The organism is Alteromonas sp. KUL106, from assembly GCF_009811415.1.
Taxonomy (GTDB): Bacteria; Pseudomonadota; Gammaproteobacteria; order Enterobacterales; family Alteromonadaceae; genus Alteromonas.
This window is the reverse complement of sequence record NZ_BLIG01000027.1, coordinates 74,615-100,263: the sequence shown is the minus strand read 5'-3', so window position 1 is coordinate 100,263 and position 25,649 is coordinate 74,615. Positions and strand designations below refer to the sequence as shown.

Here is a 25,649-nt window from a genome sequence, read left to right as displayed (position 1 = left end):
TTGTAAGAGGTTGATTGCGTGGATGACTTGTAAGCCCAATATTGGTGCTTAAATATAAAAAATGCGCCAATTTAGCGCATTTTTTATGTCATCTATACATCGATATCTTCTGAGTGCTCTATAAGGTCACCCCTTCACCTAAGGTAACAAATATCGAATGGCGCACCTCGTTGTACATGGCACGTGAACAATGGCCTTCACCCTCAGTGTCTTCCAGCAACAAAACGTCGCCCGCACCGAACACGTGGCGCTCGCCATTTGACACGGTAAATTCAGCACGGCCTTTTAAAATAAAAAGTAGCTGACGGGCAGGGGCTGGATGCCATTTAAAGTCGTAGTCTGCGGGGGTTTCACGAAATATTATTTTATCTGCACCAAACTTCTCTGAAAGCATTCCGATAGGGCCGCCGTCTTTGAGCGCGATCTCCACTTCACCAAAGTGACTCTTTCCTGCTTCATCGTTGTAAATCCTTGTTATTTTCATTATTAACCCTCTAAAACTATGGTGGTTCAATATTGAGCAACAGACATCAGAACGTGCCTTCCCCAAAATGCTGATACATGAGGCCTTTGACGGCAGGTGTATGTTTATCCTGTTAAATGGTATCAAACGCTGTCTAACTAACGTGAGAACTACCCATGCTGTAGCTTGCTAATTGTTTTGTGAAGTACAGACAGACTTGCTGCTACATCATCGTGGGTTATCGATTCAGCAGGGTGGTGGCTGATGCCCCCTTTACAGCGAGTGAACAACATGGCAACCGGACAAATATCAGCCATGGCCATGGCGTCGTGCCCCGCACCCGATGCGAGTACCCGTGGTGAGATTTCACTTTCCTGAACGCCGCGCAGCAGCGCGTTTTTTAAGTATTCATCGCAATGTACAGCAGGCGCGCTATGGGTCTGTTCCCGACTTAGCGTTAGTTGTCTTGTTTGTGCAATCTCATCGAATTTTTGCAATATTTCTGCCAATACAGAATCTCGCAAATTATCGTCTTCACTTCGAATATCGAGAGAAAAACGGGTGCGACCCGAAATGACATTGACGCCGTTGGGTGCATTCTCAATTTTTCCCACTGTCGCTACTACACCAGGGCGCTGAAGGCTTATTGTTTCAACAGCGAGTACCATTTCTGCGCTGGCGCAGAGGGCATCTTTTCGCATCGACATTGGCACTGTACCCGCGTGACCAGCCATACCCTCAACGGTAAAATTAAAACGTTTTGCGCCCGCAATTGCACTGACAACGCCCACCGGTAAGTTTTCTTGCTCCAAAACAGGGCCTTGCTCTATGTGAAGCTCTAAATACCCCAAGATATCCGTTCGGGAAATAGCAGCGCTGTTCACGGCATCAAAGTTCAAACCAAAGTTCGCCATGGCTTGTTCCAGGTTTATCCCGTTTTCATCTTTCAAAAAGCGCCATTGATCTTCCCATTTGCCGGTGAGCGCACGACTACCCAAGAGTGTGGTGCCAAACCGTGTACCCTCTTCGTCACAAAAGCCGACGATGTCGATGTGAAAGGGAAACTTGGTTTGTGTTCCATCAAACATAGCAACGAGAGAAATAGCTGCTACTACGCCTAACATTCCGTCGTACTTTCCACCGTTTGGTACGGTATCTAAGTGACTACCTAATATCAGACGAGGGGCATTTGGCACGCTAGATGTATAGCGCCCCCAAATATTACCGACTGCGTCTTGCCACGTTGTCATGCCTGCTTCAATCATCCAGCCCGAGGCTAGCTGATTTGCGAGTCTATGCTGTTCGCTGAGATAACGTCTGTCTAAGCAGGCAGGGTTTTGGCTTAACGTGCCTAATGTTTCACATCTCGCCATAACCTGAATTGCTAATTCAGCAAATTCACCCATTCGTCACTCCTGCCGACTTCGCGTCTGCGTACACGGCTAATGCTGCATCTACGCCTTTCCCTGCAGTGGCATTGAATCCTTGCATGCGCAACACGGTTTCAAGAGATTGAAGGGTATGAAGCACTGCGTCCTCACGGGCGTTGTAGCCCATCGTCCCAATGCGCCATATTTTGCCTTTTAACGGGCCAAAGCTAGTGCCTATTTCAATGTTGAATCGCAAAAGAAGGGTTTCGCGCACCTCTTCGCCTTTTACGCCGTCTGGGATATGAACACCCACAACGTTGTACATTTTGTGCTTTAGGTCGCCAAAGGGCACAAGCCCCATCGCTTGAACACCGGCTAGCATGGCATCACCAGCCACTTTATGTCGCGCAATCACGTTTTGCTGGCCTTCTTCTAGATGAAGGCGAGCGCACTCGCGCGCACAATACAGCATACTGGCTGCTTCGGTATGATGGTTTAAGCGCTCTTCTCCCCAATAGTCCATGATCATGGGTAAATCAAAGTAGTTTGAGCGGATCTTTGGGCCACGGGCCGCTTGGTGATGCGCGTCGCGAATACCGGCTTCAACATGATGGCGAGTACGCACTGTTTTTACGAATTTGTCGCTAAGGGTGATTGGTGCGCTGCCTGAGGGGCCACCCAAACATTTTTGTAGGCCCACCGATACGGCGTCTAACTTCCAGGCATCAACATCAAGAGGGTTTCCGCCAATTGAGGCCGTAGCATCACAATAGAATAAAACGTTGTGCGCCTCACAAATCGCACCAATTTCTGCCAAAGGTTGGAGCATCGTAGTGGAGGTATCACCCTGAACAATAGCCAATAACTTTGGCTGCACCTCTTTAATCGCCGCTTCTATTTGCTCAGCGGTGAATACTTCGCCCCAAGGCACTTCTATGGTGTGTACTTCGGCATCAGCACGTTCGGCGATTTCAGCAAGCAAATGGCCAAAGCGCCCAAAGATAGGCACAAGAACTTTATCTCCCGGTTCTATTGCTGACACCATTACGGCTTCAATACCCGCGCGCGACGTGCCATCAACCAAAAAAGTTTGCTGGTTTTTCGTATTGAAAACATCGCGGTAAAGCTGCATGACTTCATTCATGTAACCTGTCATTACAGGGTCGTATTGCCCCACAAGCTGTGTAGCCATAGCGCTTAAAACACGTGGATAGCAATTGATGGGGCCAGGGCCCATCAATAAACGGGGAGGTGGAGAAAGTGGAGCGAAAGTTTTGTTAGACATTCCAGTAGACATCTGAGTACTCCTAGATAAGCACTTGCGCTAGCATACGCAAGCCAGTAATGATCAAAACAACAGCGAAGATTTTCTTGAGTAATCCTGCATCTAGTTTATTTGCGATACTCGCGCCTACGGGAGCAAACAGCACCGTTAGCGGCACAATGCAAGCAAACCCAAGCAGATTTACGTAACCGTAGGTAGCGTAAGGCGCATCCGCAGGGGTAGTGCCAACAAACAGTAAAGTTAAGGCGGCAGGGAGAGAAATGATCAAGCCCACCGCTGCCGCAGTGCCCACCGCTTTGTGCGCAGGGTAATTACAAAACGTGAGCGTTGGCACAGTGAGTGTTCCGCCGCCAATGCCTACCATAGCGCTAAAGAGTCCTATGCAGGTTGCCATAAGCGACTGTCCTGCGCGGCCCGGTAGCCCCTTAAATAGGGCATCTTTTTTGCCAATGAGCATATTAATGGCTGACAAGGTCGCGATAATGCCAAACAGTAAGGTAAGAAACGTGGGGTTAACGGCCGTAACCGCATAGCTTCCGGCAAGCACGCCAATTAAGATGAACAAGGCCCAGGCTTTTAGTAAAACGAAGTCTACATTGCCTTTGCTGTGGTGAGCACGAATAGAACTCACCGAGGTGGGAACAATAGTAGCAAGCGATGTTGCCGTTGCTATCACCATAGCGCTCTCGGGGGAAACCCCTAACGCTTGAAATAGAAAGAACAGTACCGGCACAATAACAATGCCGCCACCTACACCAAGCATACCTGCTAATAAACCAGCAAATACGCCAGTACCTATTAACGACAATATAACCGTAAGGTTATCCAATAAAAACTGCATGTAATTTATTACTCAATTAAATGTTTAACGAATACCTGTCACTTACGCACATGTAAAAAAAAGTGCGCTAGCGGTAACCTAAATACGCTTTACCGTCGCTGCGTGGGTCGCTGGCACCGCTGACTGTTCCTTCTGTATCGCGAATAATCGCGCCGGCGTGGCCCATAAGTTCGTTGCATGGATCTACGGTTACCATGTCATGGCCCCGTGCAACCAAGCTCTCGCCAACGTATTCAACAAGGTCTCGTTCTGCTTTTAAGTTATGGCTTTGGTCGCCCCAAGTTCTACCGAGCAGCCAGCGGCCAAGCGAAATCGCTTTCGCTATCGGTTGGCCATGGTAAACGTGGCGAGCAAATAAAGCGGCTTGTGTTTGCGGTTGCCCTTCACCCCCCATCGTGCCGTAACTCATTCGACGTCCATCAATCAATTCAGCAAACGCTGGGTTTAACGTATGAAACGGTTTTAAACCGGGTGCTAAATACTGATTACTGTTTGGATCGAGTGAGAAAGACGTGCCGCGGTTGTTCCACACAATACCAGTTTGTGGGCTTACTACGCCTGAGCCAAATTCCCAGTAAAGCGATTGAATGTAGCTCACCATGCGCCCCTGCGAGTCACAGCACCCCATCCATATTGTGTCGCCAGGTTTTGCTTCATAAGGCCATGGCAGCGCCTTATCTAAAGAAATGTGCTTTGCCATCGCGTCTAGCGCATCGTCACTCAAAAGGCTTTGTAAATTGACAGGCGTGCGCGATGGGTCGGTGACGTTTGCGTTACGCGCAATAAAAGCTTGCTTTGTGCACTCAATCAACAAATGCACCATATCTGCATCGGTGCTGCCAAGGTGCTGAACTTTATCGTATAGCGCTAAAATAATTAACGATGCCACACCTTGGGTAGGAGCAGGTAAGTTATACAGTTTGCCTTTGCTGGTAGATACCGACAGGGGCTCTACAATTTTCGCCTCGTACTGCTTAAAATCCTCAAGTCGAATAGGGGAGCCTGCGGCTTCTAAATCATGAGCAAGCTTAGCAGCAAGCTCACCGTGATAAAAATCATCTAAGCCTTTTTCAGCCAGGTGCTTCAACGTTTCAGACAGTTTAGTGAGCTTAAGAATTTTACCTTTTTTGAGGGCTTTGCCCTTTATCAAAAACTGAGCAAAGTTTCCATCAGTACTTAATTCATCGAACGTTTTGTTACTGGCGTCAACCAGGCTCTGTGTTACTTCAATTCCCCAGTTGGCTTGGCTTATAGCGGTATCAAATAGGGTGCTTAACGGCATTGAACTTTGCCAATCTTGGCTTATTTCAAGGGCCTTTTGCCAACCGGCAACGGCACCCGCCATGGTCAGTGCAGACTTACCGCCTCGACTTGGAATGGCATCTAGGCCGTCGTAAAAAGAGGGGGTGGCGCCTTTGGCGGCGACACCTGATGCATCAATACCTATAGGTTTTTTGCCCGGCTCACTGATAAGCCAAAACCCATCGCCGCCCATGCCATTCATATGTGGGTATTCAACCGCGATAGAGGCGGCAGCCGCGACCATCGCTTCAATAGCTGTACCGCCTTTCTCTAGTATGCTTAAACCCACTTGAGATGCTGCAAAGTGGGGCGCGGTAAACGCAATGTTGGGTTTTTCACTCATTGTTATTTCCTTCGAAAATTCAGCAACGACAGCCATCTTTCTAAAAGCGCTGCGATCGAGCCTTCCATCTACACGCTATATTCGTGATAGAGCGCAGTGAATGGGACCAACGCAGGTCTAGCGAGAGGTTAACTTTTCCGCTAACGCGAGAAGTGCAAGATCGTTGCCTTTTTTGCCCACAAGCGATAAACCGCATGGGGCGTTATGTAGGGTGAATAAAGGCAGATGAAGCTGGGGGAGTCCTGCAAGCCCCGCTATTGCTGTCAGCGCAAGAAGCGCATTCCTATCATTCGCCAGTGTTGTTTCATCGGCATCGCAACGAGGTGCAACGCCTGGTGTTGTAGGGATAACCAATACATCTATTTCGTTAAATAGTGTATTTACATGGTTAATCACCACGCTTTGTTGTGCTTTAGCTTGCTGTATATCGTGTGTCGTTATGGTTTTACACCAATCTAAGCGCAACATAATATCTTGGGCAATATCGGGCTGAGTTTTCTCAATCCAATCGCCATGTTGCTGCCAAATCTCAGCGCCCTGCAACGTGCGAAATGTGGCAGCGGTTTGCAATAGTGAAAGATCTAATTGCTCGGCTGATAGCGCAACATGTTTGTGATGCTCTGCAAGCTTATCAAGCCACGGTTTGCAAAGTAAACCATGTGCTGAGCCTGCAAATAAGTGCGTAGCAATACCAAAGCAAGGTTCATTATCAATGGTGTTTTGCATTGCGCTGGTGTTATCTGCATCAGCTAAACACACCTTTGCGACTTTTTGCAGTGTATCCAGATCTCTTGTCATCCATCCAATTGTGTCGAATGAGGGCGCAAGCGGTACCATGGTGTCGCAAGGTATGAGTCCGTGCGTGGTTCGCAGGCCCCAAAGGCCCTGATAACTCGATGGAACGCGAATGGATCCCCCCGTATCAGTTCCAAGTCCAATGTCAGCAAGGTGCGCACTGACGGCCACCGCCGAGCCCGATGATGAGCCGCCTGGAATATGAGCCGGAGCAGCGGGGTTAACCAGCTGAGCGTAATGTTTGTTTTGGCCGTGCAGACTGTAGGCTAGTTCATCGGTGATGGTTTTACCCTTAAACTTGGCGCCAGCAGCAAGCATAGTAGCAACGCAGCTATTCGTCGTTTCTGGTATCGGATGACTGTTTTGCCAATCTGGGTTGCCTGCCGCTGTTGGCAACCCTTTTATATGAAATAAGTCTTTAACAGCAAGGCTGAGCCCGTTCAGTAACCCGTCCTCTGAAAACGCATTCTTTGGGTTATCGCTATCCCCGCGTGACGTCGTTTCTAACGCTTGAATTGCCTGCTTAAATTGATTGTTACAGGGCTTAATGACAAAAGGTGAGCTCACAGCGCTTTCTTATCTATTATTTTATTGTTTATGCATGTCTTTATGAAACATATGTTTCATTGTAATGTCAAGGAGAAACGATCGTTACTTTACAAAATATGACGCTCAGTAAGAGGTTTGAGCGTGAGTGAGAGACAGAACATAAAAAGGGCACCGCGGGCATGCAAGCGGCGATTAAACTCAAAATCCGTTAGGATTATTGGTAAGAAAAGCGATTTCTTCTTGCGTAGACTCACGACCTAACGCCGCGTTTCGGTGAGGATATCGACCAAATTGCTCTATGACCTTCTGATGCCGTTGTTCGAATATGAATTGTTGCTCAAGCCCCTCTTGCGAAAATAGTTCTAATGCAACATCGTGAATTGCAAGTGATTCGCTGTGCATGAAGGGCATGTAGAGAAAGGCACGCTGTTGCGGCGTAAGCACCTTATCGGCTTCAACGCTTACAGCTTCTTGCGCCAAAACCAACGCTATGCTATCCGCGGCGTATGCATCGGCATGACCGCGAAACATATTTCGGGAGAATTGATCAAGAAGAATTAGTTCTGCTAGGCGCCCGGTAGGGGTTGCGCGCCACGGCCATAGCTCACCATTTAACGCTGCAGTTCGCAGTTTAGTGAACCGTGAGGTGATAGTTTTATCCAATGCTGGGTCTTCGCTAAACCATTGCTCGGGTGAAAGTTCTCCGAACCAAAAATCTAACACGCCGCTAGCTTCTTCCATGACCACTTGTGTCTTATCCATATCTACTCCAACAACACGTTCAAAGCAGTAAAATTAGGGGTTGCCCTTTTTATACCTATCTTTTACCTAGAAAGTTCCATCTTTTACCTAGAATGTTCCACTTTCACTTGAAAAATAAAAAATACCTGCTACGAACTCTTATTTGCAACAGTATTGCGCAAAAAATAAACAAAGGGAAGTGTCAGCGTTGAGGATTTTCTAACTCATCCATTTGAATATAGATGTCTGTAATGGCATCGACACGGTCTGCAGCAGCGCTGCCAAGTGCCTCATAGGTTAAGTTACATAGCGAAGCAACAAGGCTCATCGGTGCAGCGTAGCTATCGAAGGGGGCGTCTCCACCGATGTGTGTGACCAACAAGTGGTCAACATCTTGTCGGTAGCCCTGTCCAGTCGGGTCAGTGATAAGCACGGTCCTACAATGTTTTATGCTGTTTAAAACGTACTTAAACTGGCGCGTTCTGCGACGAAATCCAAATAAAACAACAACATCATTTTCCGTCAAGTCGACTATATCTTCACTTAATGTTTGTCCAGGTTGAGGCAATACGCGTACTGAGGTACGAATTTGTTTTAGCTGTTGTCTAAAATGAAGGGCAATAGGGTAGGCGTTACGAAATCCTATTAACGTAACTTGATGAGCGTTAGCAAGAATATCGGCTATTTCATTTAACGCAGCGGGCGTTGTGCCTTCAAACGTATTCGCTAAGTTTTTGCTATCGCTTTCGTGCTGCAAGACCCCACTTGAAGGGCTAACCACAGGTACACCTTGTTCCCTAAGCTGCATCAGTGCGTCTTTAGCTTGCTGATGCGAATCGAAACCTAACTGACGAAAAAAACGACTTACCGTTGCCTTTGATGTACCTGTTTTTTCGGCAATTAACGATATGGATTGGCTTAGGACTGCAATAGGGTTTTGCTGAATATAATGCGCAATCGATTTGCCTGAGGGAGACAGTGAGGCGTAATGTTTTTCAATTTGTTGTAAAACGTCGCTAGGGCTGCTTTTTGTCATTAGATTCGCCTTATACATCTTGTGCAATTATTTCACGACTTTTGTGCGTTGTACAAACACTACGTGAGTTTAGCGACAAGGCTAACCTTTTTTCACAAGACTCAATCGTTTTTTCACTCATCCTCGTCATTGATTAACCTCTATTCTACGCAAAGCTTGAGTTAAAATTCATTGAAATTAAGAGCTTACTTATCTGCTTTGGTATATAGGCTAAAGTCGCAAACAATTAATGCATTGTCGCTTCCATTTTGGCACTACACTTTCATGTGAAGAATATTCATAAAACTGTCATTAATTTGTTGTTCTGAAATTGCCTTTTAAAAAAAGCATATCTTAGATAGGGGGAAGTCATGGCAAAGCTGTGGTCTGAATTGCTCTTGCTTTTTGTAGCGCTTCCCTTGGCTGTGCTTTATTGGATAAAACACTTTGCAAACTACCTCATGCCAATCTTGGGCATTATGGGTCTTTGCTGCTTGGCTATCTTGTTAGCAGATAAACAATTTAAACGCATTAAGTTGTGGCATTGGGACGATTATAAAACTCATTTGAAAAGCACACTCAGGCTATTCTTGCCATGGGCGAGTTTACTTGCGCTAGTGGTTTACTTTTTAAAACCAGAACTGTTTTTGCACTGGCCTATGAATCAGCCCTGGATGTGGGTAGCTACGCTGCTCATTTACCCTATAGTATCTGTTATTCCCCAAGAAATTATCTTTAGAACGTTTTTCTTTCATCGCTACAAGCGCATCCTGCCATCTAAATATGCGAGATGGGCGTTAAGTACTTTTCTTTTCGGATTAGCGCACTTGGTTTACGGCAACTGGGTTGCTGTGGTGGTATCTTGGATTGGCGGTGCCATTTTTGGCTATCGCTATATGCACACGAATTCAACGCCAGTGGTGGTCATTGAGCATACTATCTGGGGAAGTTTTCTTTTTACCATAGGTTTAGGATCTTATCTCGTTATCGCGGCGTAGAACGTTGCATACCGTTTTTTTGCACTTGCATTGGAATTACCTTTTCGCATGCCGCGAAGATGGACTGAACGCGGTTTCCGCCTACGGCTATTTTAAGCCCGAAAAAATATGCTAATGCATTAAGCATCGTACCAAGGAACTAGGTTATGTTATCAACGTTATTATCAAGTCAGTGGCTTTCGCTCTCACGCTTCTCTACATTTGTACAAAATGCTGAAGGGGGCGGCATAACCAGTTTATCTAGCGCCCAGTCTTTACTCGCTGAGCTTTGGAGCAATTTCATCTATCGATTACCCGGGCTAGGCTTGGGAATTGTTGTCATGCTCGTGTTCGTGCTATCTGCACCCTATATAGCGAAGGTGTTAGTGAAGCCACTTACCCGAACAACGACATCGCCGCTCCTGCGATCAGTTATACAGCGAAGCGTTAGCTTAGTTCTCATTTTACTGGGTATTTATTCATTTTTGTTTTTAGCAGGATTAACGGGGTTTGCCATTGCCGTTGTCAGCGGTACAGGCGTCGTTGGGCTTATACTTGGTTTTGCGTTTAGAGATATTGCCGAAAATTTCATTTCAAGCTTGCTTCTGACCATTCAGCGTCCTTTCAAAATCGGTGATATTGTGCAAATTAACGACTTTACGGGCATTGTCCAAAAGGTCACCGCCAGAGCCACAACACTGGTTGATTTTGATGGGAACCATATCCAAATACCTAATGCGACGATTTACAAAGGGGTCATTAAAAACCTAACCGCCAACCCCCTTATGCGGGGACAATTTATTGTTGGTGTGGGCTATGACTCAGATATACAGCATGCACAACACATCGCCCGTCAAATTACGATGGCTCAAGACAATGTGTTACGCGACCCCGAGCCACAGATTCTTATCGATGAGCTTGGACCGTCTACCTACAATGTCAAAGTTTACTTTTGGGTTGATGTAGAAAAAACCAGTGTAGTGAAAATGTCATCGGTATTAATGCGCAATATAACGCTCGCCTTTCTGGATGCCGGTATTAGTATGCCAGACGATGCCAGGGAGATTATCTTTCCTCAGGGCCTTACTATAAAAGGGGGAAACACAGCAAAAATTGAGGGCATTAATGACGAAGATGGCGAATCAGACACGGTAGCGTCTCAACTGTCGGCGCAAAAGAAAACCAACAGAAAGCTCAGCCATGGCGATAAAGATGACAGCGCCATCAACAATCAAACCGAAATCGAAACCGAAAACGTCACAGGCAATGCCAATGCGACGTCAGCTAATTCGAATCAAACCAAGGCTAAAAAGCAGAACAAAGAGCAAGAAAGAACAGCGCCAAGTGCTGCAAAAAATCATGCTAATGCACAGCTAAGCCAAGATGATGTAACCTCAGAAGCACATGAAATTAGAGAGCAGGCAAGAAACGCGAGAGACCCTGAAGCCGGGGAGAATATTCTTTAAGCGATAGCGGTTTTTGCGGATTGGTATTAAAAGCAGCCGTTGTATTAGCCGGGTGCGACAGGTGATAAATTACAACGGCCTAAAAAGGTTTGCCATAGATTCACGTGTGCTTGCATTGCTTCACTGTATTGATCAAAGCCATCTTGGGCTTGCGATTTAATGTAGTCTTTTAGGTCGTTATGCAGCGAAGGGTCATTAAGCCAAGCTTCCCACAGGGGCATTAGCTTGTAGTGGTATTGATTAACTAAGCTGCCAACAGGCTGAATTTGTTCAATAAAAAAGAGATAAAACACATTGCGAAGGATCTCTGCTTGATCACTGGCTCTACCATTTGGGCAGCTGACAGCGGAAAGCCGGGCGCGAAGCATCGGGGTAAGTTCAGACAAAGCAAAGGTCAGCGTCTGCTGGGTTTGCCATAGCGTAGCCGGTAAACGGGCAGAGCGAATTATTTGTAGCTGTTCCTCGAGTTCACTGCTATCGATTGGACTTTTCAGGGTATCTGCATTGTGTAGCGACGTTAGATAAAACAGTGCGTTTATGCTTGATAACGCGTCTTTGTTATTCTCAACAGAAAACACGCGCTCGGGCGTATTAAGGGCTAACCGCAATTCTTGGCTCCCTTGTATTACATTTCCCCAGGTTTTGGCGTAATCAAGGGTTTTCTGCTCCCGCCACAACCCTATCGTATTAGCAAGTTGCGTGTTGGCCTTGTTTTCCTGTTTTTTCAGTGCTGTTTCACACTCTTTCAGTACACTAAGCAATTTACTCTCATGCACTAACCGTTGGGAAGGGAGTTGGCTTTTGCCTAACGATGTATTTCGCTCTGCCACTACCGTTCCTAACTCACAATCTTGCAGCGCGTAGAATTCACGCAAATTAATGCTAATTCCTTCAATGTTATGCTTCAGTGTGGCGGCGTCGGTTAGCTTAGGGAGTGGCGATACCACTCCATCTTCGAATGAGGCAGGAAGTGACATGTCGAGTACCCGCGAAAGACGCTCTGCATAGTCTTCCAGACTGTGTTTAACCGTATTGCCCCCAACACAGCCCATCACTGAAAGCACGATGAGAGTCATTACACTCCAGCGGCAAGCTTTGTTTTTCATTAAGCCATTCATGCAGACGCGCCTGTATAGAGACTTCGTCCACCGTCAACAAAAATAATCTGTCCTGTGACGTAAGACGCTGAAACCAAAAATGACAGGGTTTGAGCAATATCGTCAGGCTTACCTAACTCGCCTAGTGGAATACTCGACAACAATGTGTTTTTCTCTTCGTTTTCCATTTCTCGCTCTGGCCATAGGATGGCGCCAGGGCCTATGCCATTAACGCGAATGTCAGGCGCTAAATCGATGGCGAGCGATTGTGTAAGTGAAGCAAGACCTGACTTTGCCAGCAAATAAACGCTGTGTTTAGGCAAGGGGCGTTCAATGTGCATGTCTACCATGTTGACAATGCAGCCTTTTGATTGTTTAAGCGCAGGGGCAAGAGCCTGAGATAAAAACAAAGGCCCCTTAACGTTACTGCCAACTAACGATTGCCAGTCGTCTTCAGAGATATTGCCAACCGGAGTAGGGTAAAAACTTGACGCATTATTAACAAGCACATTTAGCTGTCCCCACACATTCACCGCATTAGCGCTCAGTGCCTTTACCTCTTCGCTATTGCATAAGTTAGCCTGTAAACAAGTTGCAGAGTCAGGACGGGCGCTATTGAGTCTTTCTACAAGTGCATAAGCGTCACTTTCTGATTGACCATAGTGGATGATTACGCGATAGCCTTCGCTGTGTAACCGCGTTGCCATAGCGGCACCAATACGCTTCGCTGCCCCAGTAATGAGTGCAACAGGGCCTGAGTCTGTCATCATTAAAAATGCTCTCTATTTTAAATCTTGAGTTTGGCGTTTCTACAGAGACTTAGCCCCTGTAGATGTCCTCTATAATCTGTTTTGCTTGGACAATGTAATGCGCGCCGAATAATAACCCGTGATTTAAAATATGGTAAAGCTGGTAGATTGGTTTTCTTAATGCGTAATTTTTTTCTATCGGTGTGTGTTCATGGTAGCCATCAAAGAAAGGTTGGGGAAAGCCACCGAAGAGCTCTGCCATGGCAAGATCGGTTTCTCCATCCCCGACATAAACCGCTGGGTCAAATAAAACGGGCCCTTTACTGTTAAAACCCGCATTTCCAGCCCATAAATCGCCGTGCAAGAGTGATGGGTGAGGTTGATGCAGGCTAAGCAGGTGCCGAATATGCGTAACAATTTCGTCGATGTTGCCGTCTTTCTTACTCCATAGTCCCGCGGTAGCTAGCCGTTCCAGCATACTGCCAATACGCTTTTCAGCGAAAAAATCTGCCCATGAGGCCATACGACCGTTGGTTTGTACGTTCGCACCAATATAATTATCATGAGGCCACCCATAGCTCGTATAAGCGTTAAGGGCGTGAAGGGAAGCTAATTGCTGACCTAAAACAAAATAGTTCTGGGCGCTTGGTTCGATAAAGCGAATGTGAGAGAGCACCAAATATTCCATATTCGGTGTACCGTTAGTGGTAATACCGTGACAAATAACGCGCGGGGTGGCAATGATTTGTGCGTTCGCTATTGCGCCTAGCCCTTCAGCTTCAAGGAACAGTTGCTGCGTATCGTCGTAGCGCCTTGTCTTAACGAAATAGCGGTGTTTACTGTCTTTTATAACAAAGCTTTCGTGAGTATCACCGCCGCTAACGCGCTCCGCCTTCTGGCAGCTAAAAAACTGCTGCGTCTCATTTGAAATATGCTCGCTAATAAAATGCCACATATACAAGGCTCTGTAGTCTTCGTTTTTAAAAAATGACGTCTGTTTCCCATTGTCTGCGACTCAGTGTTTTCTGATATCAACAAATACAAAAAAAAGCATCAAATAAGCATAGCGTCAGAAAGGCTTATCGCATTTATCTGAATTATGGAATAAGAAATCGATAAATGCACAAATACGAAATCAAATTATTCATTTTTAAACGCTAACCGCCATTATTTGGCGAAGAATGTGTTTCGATGATTGAAGTTGTCCGTTCACTAGTTATAATCCACCTCTTGCTTTTGCTAAGAGCAATGTACGAGTGCCATTGCGCACGATTAAATTTTTCAAAAAAATGCATGTGGCGCAGAGTAGGCGTCACCACTGTAAAGGAATTAAAATGCCTGTAATTACCCTTCCTGATGGAAGCCAACGCGCTTTCGATAACGCTGTTTCTGTACTAGATGTTGCAAACGATATTGGCCCTGGTTTAGCCAAAGCAACCATTGCAGGAAAAGTAAACGGTGAGCTGGTTGACGCCGTTGATATGATTGACGCAGACGCACAACTTCAAATTATTACTGCAAAAGACGATGAAGGTTTAGAAATTCTTCGTCATAGTTGCGCGCACTTGTTAGGCCACGCTATCAAACAACTTTGGCCTAACACCAAAATGGCTATCGGCCCAGTAATCGACAACGGTTTCTATTACGACGTTGATATGGAAGAAAGCCTGACCCAGGAAGATTTAGCCAAATTAGAAAAGCGTATGCTTGAATTGGCGAAAACCAATTACAACGTGGTTAAGAATAAAGTGAGCTGGCAAGACGCTCGCGACGCGTTTGAAGCGCGCGGCGAAAGCTACAAAATGGAAATCCTTGATGAAAACATCAGTAAGGACGACCGCCCAGCGCTTTATCATCACGAAGAATACACCGATATGTGTCGTGGCCCGCACGTGCCCAACATGAAGTTCTGCCATCATTTCAAACTGATGAAGGTAGCAGGCGCATACTGGCGTGGCGACAGCGACAACAAAATGCTACAGCGTATCTACGGCACAGCGTGGGCTGACAAGAAGCAGCTCAATTCTTACCTACAGCGCTTAGAAGAAGCTGAGAAGCGTGACCACCGTAAAATCGGTAAAGCGCTTAATCTGTTCCATTGGCAAGAAGAAGCGCCTGGCATGGTGTTTTGGCACAACGATGGCTGGTCAATTTACACCGAGCTAGAAAGCTACGTGCGTAAAAAGCTGCGTGAATATGGCTACGACGAAGTAAAAGGCCCATTAATGATGGACCGCTCGCTGTGGGAAAAATCAGGTCACTGGGACAAGTACGCTGAAAACATGTTCACCACCGAGTCTGAAAAGCGTGAATATGCGGTTAAGCCAATGAACTGTCCGGGCCACGTACAAATATTCAACCAAGGTTTGAAGTCGTACCGCGACCTGCCGCTTCGTATGGCTGAGTTTGGCTGCTGTCACCGCAACGAACCATCGGGTGCGCTTCACGGTCTTATGCGTGTTCGTGGTTTTACCCAAGACGATGCTCATATTTTTTGTACAGAAGAACAGATCCTAGATGAGGTAAGTGGCTGTATTAAAATGGTGTATGAGACATACGCTGCATTTGGTTTCGAAAACATCAAGGTTAAGTTGTCTACTCGCCCAGAAAAGCGTGTAGGTGCTGACGAGATTTGGGACAAATCAGAAGCTGCTCTTGCGGATGCACTTAAAGCCAATAATATTGAATTCGATTATCAACCCGGTGAAGGTGCGTTCTACGGCCCTAAAATTGAATTTACCCTGCACGACTGCCTAGATCGCGCTTGGCAGTGCGGAACGGTACAGCTTGATTTCTCAATGCCAGGCCGTTTGGGGTCAACGTATGTGGCTGAAGACGGTGAACGCAAAGTACCGGTAATGATTCACCGTGCTATCTTAGGTTCTCTTGAGCGTTTCATCGGTATTTTAACCGAAGAATTCGCAGGGTTCTTCCCACTTTGGTTGGCGCCTCAGCAGGTTGTAGTAATGAACATTACTGACAAACAAGCTGAATATGCATCAGATTGTGTAAAAAAACTGCACGATTTAGGGTTTAGAGCAAAGTCTGACTTGCGAAATGAGAAGATCGGCTTTAAAATCCGCGAGCACACATTGAAGCGTATTCCATATATGCTGGTTGTAGGCGATAAAGAAATGGAAGCGGGTGAGGTAGCAGTGCGTTCTCGCCGCGGTGACGACCTAGGCAAAATGCGCCTGGAAGACTTTATTGCCATGGCTCAACAAGAAGTTGTAGAAAAGACAATTAAATAGTTGAGCAATTTGTGTATAATGCACAACAAGGTGTCTGCTTTTGGTCCTATTTTCCGATTCACAAGAATCACCCAAAAGCAGGCAAAAGAATTAAATGTTTGGAGGAATAGCACATTAAAGGCGCTAACAATAAGGCTCAGGGCGACAAAGCCCGCATTAACGATGAGATTAAAGCCAGAGAAGTAAGATTAATTGGCAAAGACGGTGAACAGGTTGGTGTGGTTTCGCTAGCAGATGCTACGCGTGCCGCTGAAGAAGCGAGCCTAGATCTAGTAGAAATCAGTCCGAATGCCGAGCCGCCAGTCTGTAAAGTTATGGACTATGGCAAATTCCTCTTCGAAAAAAGTAAAGCTCAAAAAGAGCAGAAGAAAAAACAGAAGCAAATTCAGGTCAAGGAGATTAAATTTCGCCCTGGCACTGATGAAGGCGATTACCAGGTCAAACTGCGCAACCTGCGTCGCTTTCTTGAAGGTGGTGATAAAGCCAAAGTTACGATCCGTTTCCGCGGACGTGAAATGGCGCACCAAGACATCGGTATCGACCTACTAAACCGTGTTAAAACGGATTTGGAAGAAGTCGCTACATGCGAGTCTTTCCCACGTCGTGTGGAAGGCCGTCAGATGATCATGGTGCTAGCCCCAAATAAGAAGTAGTAACGGTCTAAAGTTTTAAGGAATCTGCACCCTTAAACACCTTGCTGCTAAACATTAACCGGTATGACGTGACTGCAACACAATAAATACCGATATTAACAATGCGGAGTTTTAGCAATGCCTAAAATGAAAACTGTAAGCGGTGCCGCCAAGCGTTTCAAGAAAACGGGTTCTGGCCGCTTTAAAAGCAAACAGTCTCACTTACGTCACATTTTGACTAAGAAGAGCTCTAAGCGTAAACGTCACCTTCGTGGCAAAAAACTGGTTCATGACTCTGATACCAAATTGGTTCAGCGCATGTTGCCTTACGTATAAGACTTAGGAGACTGATTAATGGCTAGAGTAAAACGCGGCACTATCGCACGTGCTCGTCACAAAAAAGTCCTCAAGCAGGCAAAAGGTTATTACGGCGCACGTTCACGTGTTTATCGCGTAGCGGTACAGGCTGTAACTAAAGCTGGTCAATATGCTTACCGTGACCGTCGTCAGCGCAAGCGTCAATTCCGTCAACTATGGATTGCACGTATCAATGCTGCTGCTCGTCAAAATGGTATGTCATACAGCCGTTTCATTAACGGTTTGAAGAAAGCGTCTGTTGAAATCGATCGTAAGATCCTTGCCGACATCGCAGTACATGACAAAGCAGCTTTCAGCGCACTAGTCGAAGCGGCTAAAGGCGCATTAGCTTAATTATTAACTAATTAAGTTTAAGTTCTTTCGGAAAAAGGCGAGCAGGATGCTCGCCTTTTTTCGTTTCTGGGTTTAGATACAAAAAAGCAGAGCCAGAGCTCTGCTTATATTCAATTACCTTGGTGCGTAGTGCTTTTATTTCTTCTCTACGCGGCCGTAGCGGTCTGAAAATCTTACTATGTCATCTTCGCCTAAGTAAGCTCCAGATTGCACCTCTATAAGTCCTAGAGGGATTTTTGCGGAGAGCTGCGTCAACTATAGGAAGTAAACGAACTCGTTCTCTGTTGCCTGCTCAGCGTTAACCGTTAGGCGAGCAGTACTGAAAGGCAGCGAGCGGTTTTTGCTATTTAAGATAAAAGCGAGAGATATTCAGGCATAAAAAAAGCGACGTAACACGTCGCTTCTCTACAGATTTCACAACACTGTCTAATACGCGTTTTTATTAATAAACCCGTTGAATACTGTCATGAACACGATTTTGATATCGAACCACACCGACCATCGGTGAATATAATCCAAGTCATACTCTACGCGCTGCACCATTTTATTCACTGTTTCGGTTTCGCCGCGTAAACCGTTGACCTGAGCCCAACCTGTGATACCCGGTTTAACCTTGTGGCGTAACATGTAACCGGTGATTATCTTTCTATATTGCTCGTTGTGTGCCACTGCGTGTGGGCGAGGGCCAACAATCGACATACGCCCTTGTAGAACGTTAATAAACTGGGGAAGCTCGTCTAAAGAGGTTCTTCTTAAAAAACCACCAATCTTAGTTAAACGGGCATCGTTTTTAGTTGCCTGTTTTACGACAGCGCCATTATCTTGCGTGGTCATAGAGCGGAATTTATAAACGGTGATTTGTTTACCATCTAGCCCATAGCGCTTCTGTTTAAATATAACAGGCCCTTTTGAGGTAAGTTTCACTGCCGCGGCTATGCAAAGCATAGGAATAGATATCAGCATAAGTATCAGCGAGCTTAAAACAATATCTTCAAAACGCTTTAAAATATCGCTTGCGCCTTGAAAGGGCGTATCGTAAACACTAAGTGCTTGTACATTGCCGACAGTCTGCCAGCGAGCGTTTAGTAGGTTGTACATAAAGAAGTTGGGAATAACGTACACATTCGCTGTGGTATCACTACATTGCTCTAAAATTGAGCGAATTCTGTTCTCTGCGCTCATTGGCAGCGCGATATATATGTAGTCAACCTCATTGCGCTTTGCCATCTCAATTGCAGCGTCAATGTTGCCTAAAACTGCGCCTTGCATATCGTGTGGCAGTCGCTCTGGCTCACGGTCATCATAAAGGCCATTGAATTTAATCCCTAAATGTTCATTCTGCTGTATCTGAAGTGCGACATTTGCACCTAGCTGGGTGGCGCCAATGATGATTGAGCGGCGAGAGTTCAAACCACTTTTGCGTATGCGGAAAAGAAATTTACGCATTACAAACCGCCAAACAATAAGGACAACGAACGACGATGCAAACCAAAGTAATATGGCCGGTGGAGGCGTTTTAATTTCCTGAACAAAGAAATAGCCCATAGTCATTGTGCCCAAGATGCTTAGTGCCCATGTTATGGCTGCTGCGCGGAGCATTTCGGGGGTTCGATGGCCACGCCAAGAGCGGTAAAGCTCTACGCCTTCTGCCGAAATTTGAAAGCATATTACGTTCAAGAAAAGAAGAATAAGACTCGTGGTATCTATTTGTGTGCCGTAGTAGGCAGCAGACGAATAATAAAGAATGGTGACGAGCGAAAGGTCAATCAGCCTGTATATGGTTGAGAAACCACTCTGGTTGCGTACTACTAATCCGCCATTGGTATTCGACTCAACCGGATGAGCCTTCAATACTTTGTTAGATTCTACTCTATTGTCCATTTAGGTGATCTCTAGGTGAAAAATGATGTCCGTAGCGAATGTTATTAGCCGATAAAGCAAGCCAATCCGTATGTGTAGAAAACATTAAAGACAATTTCCAACTAAAATGTTACTGCAAAAATAGTGCCCAGATAGCCTGGATACACCCTCAAGAGGGTTATAATCGATAGATTTGATTCTTCCTCGCCCACTTTTTTTGTTAGCGCGGATTAATATAATAACAATATTCGTCTCATATTGTAATTTTATTACAAAATCTAATTTATTTCGTACTAATATGGTGCAAAACGAGTAGAATAGATATCTATCGCTTTTCATTAATATCTCAAATGCGATAGCATATAACACAGTTTAAATTGTAGACATATAGCTGAAACAATACATGGGTATCTTCTTGTATTGCGAGCCAACTAACGAGGCGAGTAGGAATTCACTTTGAAGTCGTCGATAGGGACTGACGTCAAATCAGAGGGCTTTACAGCATTTACAGCAAAGACATTTAAAAACGGCACACCTATTGCTGGCATTAAGTCGCTTTCTAAAGTTTCGGTAATAATTAACAAAATAATGTAAAGAATGCACTCGGTCAGTGAGGCGCGTGCACAACGCGTTCAGTGCATATGAAGAAAACCATATATCCATGTTCGCAGCAATTTTACACACAAGGTCATCGAAGGAAGGAAAAAACATGTTTAAAAGGACCAAAAGCATCATAGCATTGTCGGTTATTTGCGCCGCTCCGAGTCTATATGCCCAAGAGGCCGGTCGAATTCAAGCTGGACAATTCGATTTAATTCCATCGTTTTCATCGTCGATGGCATATGTGGATAATGTTGCCTATGCCAGAGATGGTAATCCGAAAATTTACAGTTGGCGCGCGATGTTCTCACCTGAGTTAATTGCCGCGACAGAAATTGATGGGAATCCTGTCCAAATGGGCTATCGCTTGGAGAGAGGCGTGTTCTTTTCAAGCAGTGCCGATGATTATACCGATCATTTTGCAGAAGCTTCTGGGCAATTCGAACTCAATAGTAGGCACCGAGTTAATGCAATAGCCCAATTTGAAGATGGGCATGAAGAGCGTGGTACTGGATTTTCTCTTGGCCTTGGTACTGCTATAACAAGCCCAGATAGATACATAAGCACGGTGCTTGGAGGCGAATACATGTACGGTGCTGTCACATCTGATGGCATGATCACCTTGAGAGCAAATCGTGAAACGCTTGATTACGACAGAACAGAACAGGCTTACTTGATCCGCGATCGAGTCAAGAATTTAGTGGGCGCTGAATTTGGCTATCGTATTGGTTCAGCAACCACAGCACTCCTCGATGTTTCTCAAACGTTTGTAAGATATGACAACCAAGTAGGAATCGCGACTCGTGACAGTGATGAAATTAGGGTTCTTCTAGGGTTGAGATGGGAATCAACTGCTGCTACAACAGGCTTTGCCAAAGTTGGTTATAAAGAAAAGGACTTTGATGCGCTAGAAAGAAGCACGTTTTATGGTACAGATTGGGAAGTCGGTATCGATTGGCAGCCACTCACATATTCTACATTCCGTTTCTCAACTAGCGCAGATACTAGGGAGACTAACGGTGAAGGTAACTTTATTAGGCACAGAGGTTACGAGTTTTCCTGGAAGCATGATTGGCTAGATCGCCTTAGTTCTTCGATTAGAATTTCCCACGCAACCGACGAATACGTGCTAACCGACGAAGTTCTTGAAAATAGAGATGATGAATTCATGAACTACATGGCATCATTGAATTACCAGGCTCGTCGGTACTTATCTTTTTCACTATTTTATCAGCTAGCAGATAGAGACAGTAACCGAGAGTCTATTGGTTATGATAGAAACATGGTAGGTATTTCAGCAGAGGTTACGTTGTGAAGCTTGGTGTAGTTGTTAGTGTCTTTTTTGTATGTTGCTTGTTGCTTGTTGGGAAGGTAATTGCCCAAGAGGGCAATTTAAGCATGAGCCAATATCAACTGGGCTCTGGCGATAGAATACAAATTAGTGTTTTTGGGCAGGACGATCTTTCGATGGAAGTGCGCTTACCCGATGTTGGCACTATTAATTATCCTTTCTTAGGTGAGATTAAGCTTGTTGGTTTGACTGCGGCCGAAGTTGAGCAGTTGATATATGATGGATTATTAGGTGATTATCTTGTTAATCCGTCAGTGTCTGTGGCAATTGTAGAGTATCGCCCTTTCTTTATAGATGGTGAAGTTAAACGCCCTGGTGGCTATGCATATCAGCCTGGACTTTCTGTAAACAAAGCCGCAGCGCTTGCAGGCGGTTATACAGAACGCGCAGCGCGAGATAAAATTACGATTATTCGTGAAAAAAACGGCCAAACGAACGAGTTCACTGTGACTGTGAGCGACATGATTCAACCGGGCGACATTATCACCATTAATCAACGTTTCTTCTAAATTACGTAGCGTGCAGGAATAAAAATGGCAGTAAATAGCAGGGAAGAGCTTAATGTAGGTGTGTTTGAAAACGAAACCATCGACATTGCTCACTATTTAGGAATTATTAAGCGTTACGCATTTCGTATTGTTTCACTAGCAATCGCGTTCACTATATTGGTCGCGCTATTAGTAATGCGAATGACCCCCATGTTTACATCGACTACCACTATTTTGGTAGAGGCTGACAAAGCAAACGTTGTTTCAATTGAGGAAGTCTATGGCTTAGACACTAAGCGCAAAGACTACATGCAAACACAATATGAAATTTTGCAGTCGCGACAAATTGCGGAACGTACAGTTGAAAGTTTATCGCTTTATAATAACGCAGAATTTATGCCGAAAGACGAAGAACCCACTTTCGTCGATGAGCTAAAAGCAAATATTGTTGAAGCCCTGCCGTTTCTTCCACAAGAAGAGCCTAAAGAGCTAACCGAAGAACAGTTACTCGCTGCTAAAAAGCGTAAAGCAACATCATTATTAATGAGAGCGCTTACTGTTGAGATGGTAGATAACACGCAGTTAATGAGAATTACAGTCACTACAGAATCGCCATCGCTATCAGCTGAGTTGGCTAACGCCGTAGCCGATGTTTACATTGAAAATTATCTGCAAGCAAAGCTGGATATGACGGCAAAAGCGACCTCATTTCTTACTGATAGTCTTGAGGGGCTAAAGAAAAAGCTGGATGTGGCTGAACGCAACTTAGCAAGGTTCTATGAAGAAAATCAGGTCGTGAACATTGATGGCGTGGTAGGCTTGGCTGCTGAAGAACTTGAGCAATTAAGTAAGCAACTACTTGATGCCCAAACGGCGCTTAAGCTCAATGCAGTCATTTATAAGCAAACGCGAAACGATGTTTCCTTAGACGACATTGCTCGATTACCTGAAGTGCTTAATCACCCGACAATACGAGATGTTCGCCGAGACGAGGCTAAAGCGATGACGCGTGTCAGCGAGTTGAGTAACGTGTATGGCCCTAAACATCCGCGTATGATTGCGGCAAACGCAGAGTTGTCTTCTATCAGGGAGACATTGAACGGACAGATACGTGATCTGATCACAAGCATTACAACGCAATACGAAGTATCAGAGGATAGAGTTGCGCAGCTTGAAAAAGAAGTATCCCGTGCAAAAGCTGAGTTTCGCGGTTTATCAGCACTTGATAACCAACGTAGAGCGCTTCAGCGTGAAGTTGATATCAATCAGCAGCTTTATAATTCGTTTTTCACCCGTTTAAAAGAAACCGATGAGTTAGGTGGTTTTGAATCGGCTAACGCACGAGTACTTGATGAAGCGCTTCCTAATTATATCCCTTCAAAACCGAACAAAAAGCTGTTGATTGGCGCAGCGTTTGTATTCAGTGTTGGTTTTGGTGTGTTTTTAGCTATCGCGATGGAAACGCTAAACAGCGGAATACGCTCGGTTGAAGACGTTGAGCGTAAACTCGGGCAACGTATGCTTGGTCTAATACCGTGGTTGCCTCATAAGAAAAAAACCGACCTTCCTGTGCGCTCTTTCTTCGATGGGAAAAAGCACCAGTTTGCAGAGTCAGTTCGAACTCTACGTACCAGCTTGTCTCTATTGAATCTCGATAAAGAGCAACAGGCAATTATGGTTACATCCAGCGTACCTAAAGAGGGTAAAACGACAGTTTCAATTAACCTTGCGTTTGCATTAGGTCAGTTGGACAAAACTATCCTTATTGACGCTGATTTACGCCGTCCTAGTGTAGGAAAGCAATTCAATATTCCAAACTATCAACCTGGTGTGGCAAACCTCATACTGAAATCTCATACATTCGATGAGTGTTTAGTAAGAGATGAAGAATCGAAGATCGATATTTTATCTGCAGGCACAATTCCTTCGAACCCGCAGGAACTATTGTCTGATAAAGGCTTCGTTGAGCTTATCGAAGCGCTCAAAAAAGAATATAAATACGTTGTTGTAGATACTGCACCAACGCAAGCGGTAAGCGATTCTATGGTGATTGCAAACTCTTGTGACTCTGTAATTTACGTTGTACGTGCTGATAGCACCAGTGAAAAACTGATCAACAACGGTCTATCGCGTTTCTTACAAGTAGGTCACCGTCTTGATGGCGTGGTACTAAATCAAGTAGACTTACGCAAATCAGGTGCAGCACAAAGGTACGCGGGTTTTTATGACCAATACGGATACACGAGTCATAAAAACAGCTAACAGTAATTATTGATAGATTTACATAGTCATATTTTGCCTGGCATCGACGATGGTGCCAGGTCTCTTGATATTGCTTTAGAAATGGCCAAGCAGGCCGTTGATTGCGGTGTTAGCCATATGGTGTGTACTCCTCATATTCATAGGGGGTATTTTGACAACACGCTTAGTTCTATTGCAGAGACCTTTCACCACTTCCAACATCACGTTGGTGAGGCGTCTATTCCGCTTTCACTTTCATTTGCTGCTGAAGTACGCGTAAACGAACTTATTCCAGTTTGGTACAAGCAAAACGCGTTACCGTTTTTAGGTAGTTACAACGACAAGCAAGTCTTGCTGTTAGAGATGCCGCATAGCCATGTTCCCCAAGGGCTTGAAGCACTCATAAAATGGTTACTTCGAAACAACGTTCAACCGCTTATTGCACATCCCGAGCGCAACAGAGAGTTACTTGCAGAGCAACATAAATTTAGTTGGTTGCAACGTCAAGGTTGCCTCTTTCAAGTTACTGCGGGTGCTTTAACCGGGCGTTTTGGGGATAAGGTAAATGATTTCGCGCTTTCTCTTATGGAAAAAAGGGCATTTCATGTTGTCGCTTCAGATACTCACGACCTTGAGCGGCGACCCAATGACATGAAAGCGGCGTTCGACGTAGTACAAAAATACGATGTCAATTTTGCACAGGATGTGTTTATTACCAACCCTAGCGAAATTGTTAACGGTACAAGTACTAAGCATGAATAAACATACTTTCAAGGCGCTAAAGCTCCCATCAATTAACGCAATTAATAAAGTCTTGGTACTAAGGGCGATAATCTTCTTTCTAGCCTTGTGGAGTTTTATATGGAGCGCACAGCTTTTTATTGCAGGAAATGCTTATTACAGTGTTAAAAATAGCATATCCGCATGGCAAAGAGCGCCAGAGAAAGCTTCGAAAGAGAAAATTGAACAAGCGCTAGGGAAAATAGATAATGCCCTGCGTTACTTTCCTGAAAACGCGCTTTATCATCAAATGAAAGGGCAGTTACATGAATGGATGGCGTTTTCTCAAGTAGAGTTAACACAAACGACTGGCCAGCAAAGACCTGCTGACGCCAACCTCAGGCAAGCAGCATTTAGTTATCAAAAAAGTTTACAGCTTAGACCAACGTGGAGTGGAAGTTGGATAGGCCTTGCATCAGTCAAATGGAAGCAGGGTGAGGTAGATGAAACGTTTTATCGCTATTTAGAGCAGGCGGTTAGCGCAGGGCCTCAAGATGCGATAGTGCACAAATTTTTTGCGGAATTTGGTTTGGAGATGTTTACAGCCAGGTCGATTCATTACGTTACTATTCAAAAAAAGCTAAAGCACCATCTAGACCTTGGGCTTCAAAACCCACTCAGCAGAGACTTTGTAGTTGAAGCGATTGAAAAAAATCAGGCAAGTGATGTAGTTTGTCGCTGGTTGCGCGCTTCAAGTTATCCAGTACGAAAGCGAATTCCAAACTGCATTTCTTACAAATAA

The 25,649-nt window shown here is 45.1% G+C and carries 23 protein-coding genes and 1 pseudogene; 11 read left to right on the top strand and 13 right to left on the bottom strand.

The window, feature by feature from the left end:
* Positions 1–118: 118 nt before the first annotated feature.
* The 8 genes from GVO63_RS10305 to GVO63_RS10270 all read right to left on the bottom strand — a co-directional run bounded on the left by GVO63_RS10305 (position 119) and on the right by GVO63_RS10270 (position 8,725).
* Positions 119–484: an AraC family ligand binding domain-containing protein gene (locus GVO63_RS10305; RefSeq protein ID WP_159494636.1), complete on the bottom strand. Its 366-nt coding sequence runs from the start codon at positions 482–484 to the stop codon at positions 119–121.
* Between the two features lie 149 nt (positions 485–633).
* Complete coding sequence (locus GVO63_RS10300; protein WP_159579650.1) at positions 634–1,869, bottom strand: allantoate amidohydrolase; 1,236 nt, start codon at positions 1,867–1,869, stop codon at positions 634–636.
* Positions 1,862–3,130 (bottom strand): alanine--glyoxylate aminotransferase family protein, encoded by a 1,269-nt coding sequence (locus GVO63_RS10295; protein ID WP_159579648.1) that lies wholly within the window; start codon positions 3,128–3,130, stop codon positions 1,862–1,864. Before GVO63_RS10295 ends, GVO63_RS10300 begins: the two co-directional genes overlap by 8 nt.
* Positions 3,131–3,140: 10 nt before the next feature.
* Entirely contained in the window at positions 3,141–3,959 is an 819-nt protein-coding gene (locus GVO63_RS10290; protein ID WP_159494639.1) for a sulfite exporter TauE/SafE family protein, read from the bottom strand.
* Between the two features lie 67 nt (positions 3,960–4,026).
* On the bottom strand, positions 4,027–5,604 hold the full coding sequence (locus GVO63_RS10285) for a gamma-glutamyltransferase family protein (RefSeq protein WP_159579646.1): 1,578 nt from the start codon (positions 5,602–5,604) through the stop codon (positions 4,027–4,029).
* Between the two features lie 117 nt (positions 5,605–5,721).
* Positions 5,722–6,966 carry an amidase gene (locus tag GVO63_RS10280; protein WP_159579644.1) on the bottom strand — a complete coding sequence of 415 codons (1,245 nt, stop codon included), beginning with the start codon at positions 6,964–6,966 and terminating at the stop codon, positions 5,722–5,724.
* A 180-nt stretch (positions 6,967–7,146) separates the two neighbouring features.
* The gene (locus GVO63_RS10275; RefSeq protein ID WP_159579642.1) at positions 7,147–7,710 is read right to left on the bottom strand and encodes a DUF924 family protein; all 564 of its coding nucleotides are present in this window, start codon (positions 7,708–7,710) and stop codon (positions 7,147–7,149) included.
* Between the two features lie 181 nt (positions 7,711–7,891).
* Entirely contained in the window at positions 7,892–8,725 is an 834-nt protein-coding gene (locus GVO63_RS10270) for a MurR/RpiR family transcriptional regulator (RefSeq protein ID WP_159579640.1), read from the bottom strand.
* A gap of 350 nt (positions 8,726–9,075) precedes the next feature.
* Here GVO63_RS10270 and GVO63_RS10265 point away from each other — a divergent pair, with 350 nt between their 5' ends.
* A complete protein-coding gene (locus GVO63_RS10265) occupies positions 9,076–9,702 on the top strand; it encodes a CPBP family intramembrane glutamic endopeptidase (RefSeq protein WP_159579638.1) in 627 nt (208 codons plus the stop codon).
* A gap of 146 nt (positions 9,703–9,848) precedes the next feature.
* Positions 9,849–11,147 (top strand): mechanosensitive ion channel family protein, encoded by a 1,299-nt coding sequence (locus tag GVO63_RS10260; protein ID WP_159579636.1) that lies wholly within the window; start codon positions 9,849–9,851, stop codon positions 11,145–11,147.
* A 44-nt stretch (positions 11,148–11,191) separates the two neighbouring features.
* On the opposite strand, the gene GVO63_RS10255 is transcribed toward GVO63_RS10260, so the two are convergent.
* From GVO63_RS10255 to GVO63_RS10245, 3 genes are read right to left on the bottom strand one after another with little or no spacing between them, the layout of a single operon-like run.
* Positions 11,192–12,253: a DUF3080 family protein gene (locus GVO63_RS10255; protein WP_236552117.1), complete on the bottom strand. Its 1,062-nt coding sequence runs from the start codon at positions 12,251–12,253 to the stop codon at positions 11,192–11,194.
* 8 nt (positions 12,254–12,261) lie between these two features.
* Complete coding sequence (locus tag GVO63_RS10250; RefSeq protein WP_159579772.1) at positions 12,262–13,011, bottom strand: pteridine reductase; 750 nt, start codon at positions 13,009–13,011, stop codon at positions 12,262–12,264.
* Positions 13,012–13,063: 52 nt separating this feature from the next.
* Positions 13,064–13,948, bottom strand: coding sequence for a fructosamine kinase family protein (locus GVO63_RS10245; RefSeq protein WP_159579632.1), 885 nt, complete (start codon positions 13,946–13,948; stop codon positions 13,064–13,066).
* 379 nt (positions 13,949–14,327) lie between these two features.
* Between GVO63_RS10245 and thrS the strand changes: the two genes are divergently transcribed.
* The 4 genes from thrS (at position 14,328) to rplT (ending at position 17,587) form a co-directional block, all read left to right on the top strand.
* The gene (thrS, locus tag GVO63_RS10240) at positions 14,328–16,244 is read left to right on the top strand and encodes a threonine--tRNA ligase (protein WP_159579630.1); all 1,917 of its coding nucleotides are present in this window, start codon (positions 14,328–14,330) and stop codon (positions 16,242–16,244) included.
* A gap of 113 nt (positions 16,245–16,357) precedes the next feature.
* Positions 16,358–16,897, top strand: a complete 540-nt coding sequence (infC, locus tag GVO63_RS10235; protein ID WP_105930956.1) for a translation initiation factor IF-3 — start codon at positions 16,358–16,360, stop codon at positions 16,895–16,897.
* A 117-nt stretch (positions 16,898–17,014) separates the two neighbouring features.
* Complete coding sequence (gene rpmI / locus GVO63_RS10230; protein ID WP_012518091.1) at positions 17,015–17,212, top strand: 50S ribosomal protein L35; 198 nt, start codon at positions 17,015–17,017, stop codon at positions 17,210–17,212.
* A gap of 18 nt (positions 17,213–17,230) precedes the next feature.
* Positions 17,231–17,587 carry a 50S ribosomal protein L20 gene (gene rplT, locus GVO63_RS10225; protein WP_012518092.1) on the top strand — a complete coding sequence of 119 codons (357 nt, stop codon included), beginning with the start codon at positions 17,231–17,233 and terminating at the stop codon, positions 17,585–17,587.
* Positions 17,588–17,722: 135 nt separating this feature from the next.
* Here rplT and GVO63_RS10220 read toward each other — a convergent pair.
* Positions 17,723–17,824 (bottom strand): annotated as a pseudogene (locus GVO63_RS10220) (mannose-6-phosphate isomerase); the annotation flags it as partial.
* Between the two features lie 189 nt (positions 17,825–18,013).
* Complete coding sequence (locus tag GVO63_RS10215; protein ID WP_159579628.1) at positions 18,014–19,468, bottom strand: undecaprenyl-phosphate glucose phosphotransferase; 1,455 nt, start codon at positions 19,466–19,468, stop codon at positions 18,014–18,016.
* Positions 19,469–20,156: 688 nt separating this feature from the next.
* Here GVO63_RS10215 and GVO63_RS10210 point away from each other — a divergent pair.
* The 5 genes from GVO63_RS10210 (at position 20,157) to GVO63_RS10190 (ending at position 25,649) form a co-directional block, all read left to right on the top strand.
* On the top strand, positions 20,157–21,362 hold the full coding sequence (locus tag GVO63_RS10210; protein ID WP_159579626.1) for an outer membrane beta-barrel protein: 1,206 nt from the start codon (positions 20,157–20,159) through the stop codon (positions 21,360–21,362).
* A gap of 83 nt (positions 21,363–21,445) precedes the next feature.
* Entirely contained in the window at positions 21,446–21,907 is a 462-nt protein-coding gene (locus GVO63_RS10205; protein WP_159494663.1) for a polysaccharide biosynthesis/export family protein, read from the top strand.
* A 24-nt stretch (positions 21,908–21,931) separates the two neighbouring features.
* On the top strand, positions 21,932–24,148 hold the full coding sequence (locus tag GVO63_RS10200) for a polysaccharide biosynthesis tyrosine autokinase (RefSeq protein ID WP_159579624.1): 2,217 nt from the start codon (positions 21,932–21,934) through the stop codon (positions 24,146–24,148).
* Between the two features lie 9 nt (positions 24,149–24,157).
* Positions 24,158–24,889: a tyrosine-protein phosphatase gene (locus tag GVO63_RS10195; RefSeq protein ID WP_159579622.1), complete on the top strand. Its 732-nt coding sequence runs from the start codon at positions 24,158–24,160 to the stop codon at positions 24,887–24,889.
* Positions 24,882–25,649: a VpsP family polysaccharide biosynthesis protein gene (locus GVO63_RS10190; RefSeq protein ID WP_201281900.1), complete on the top strand. Its 768-nt coding sequence runs from the start codon at positions 24,882–24,884 to the stop codon at positions 25,647–25,649. The genes GVO63_RS10195 and GVO63_RS10190 overlap by 8 nt, the downstream gene beginning before the upstream one ends.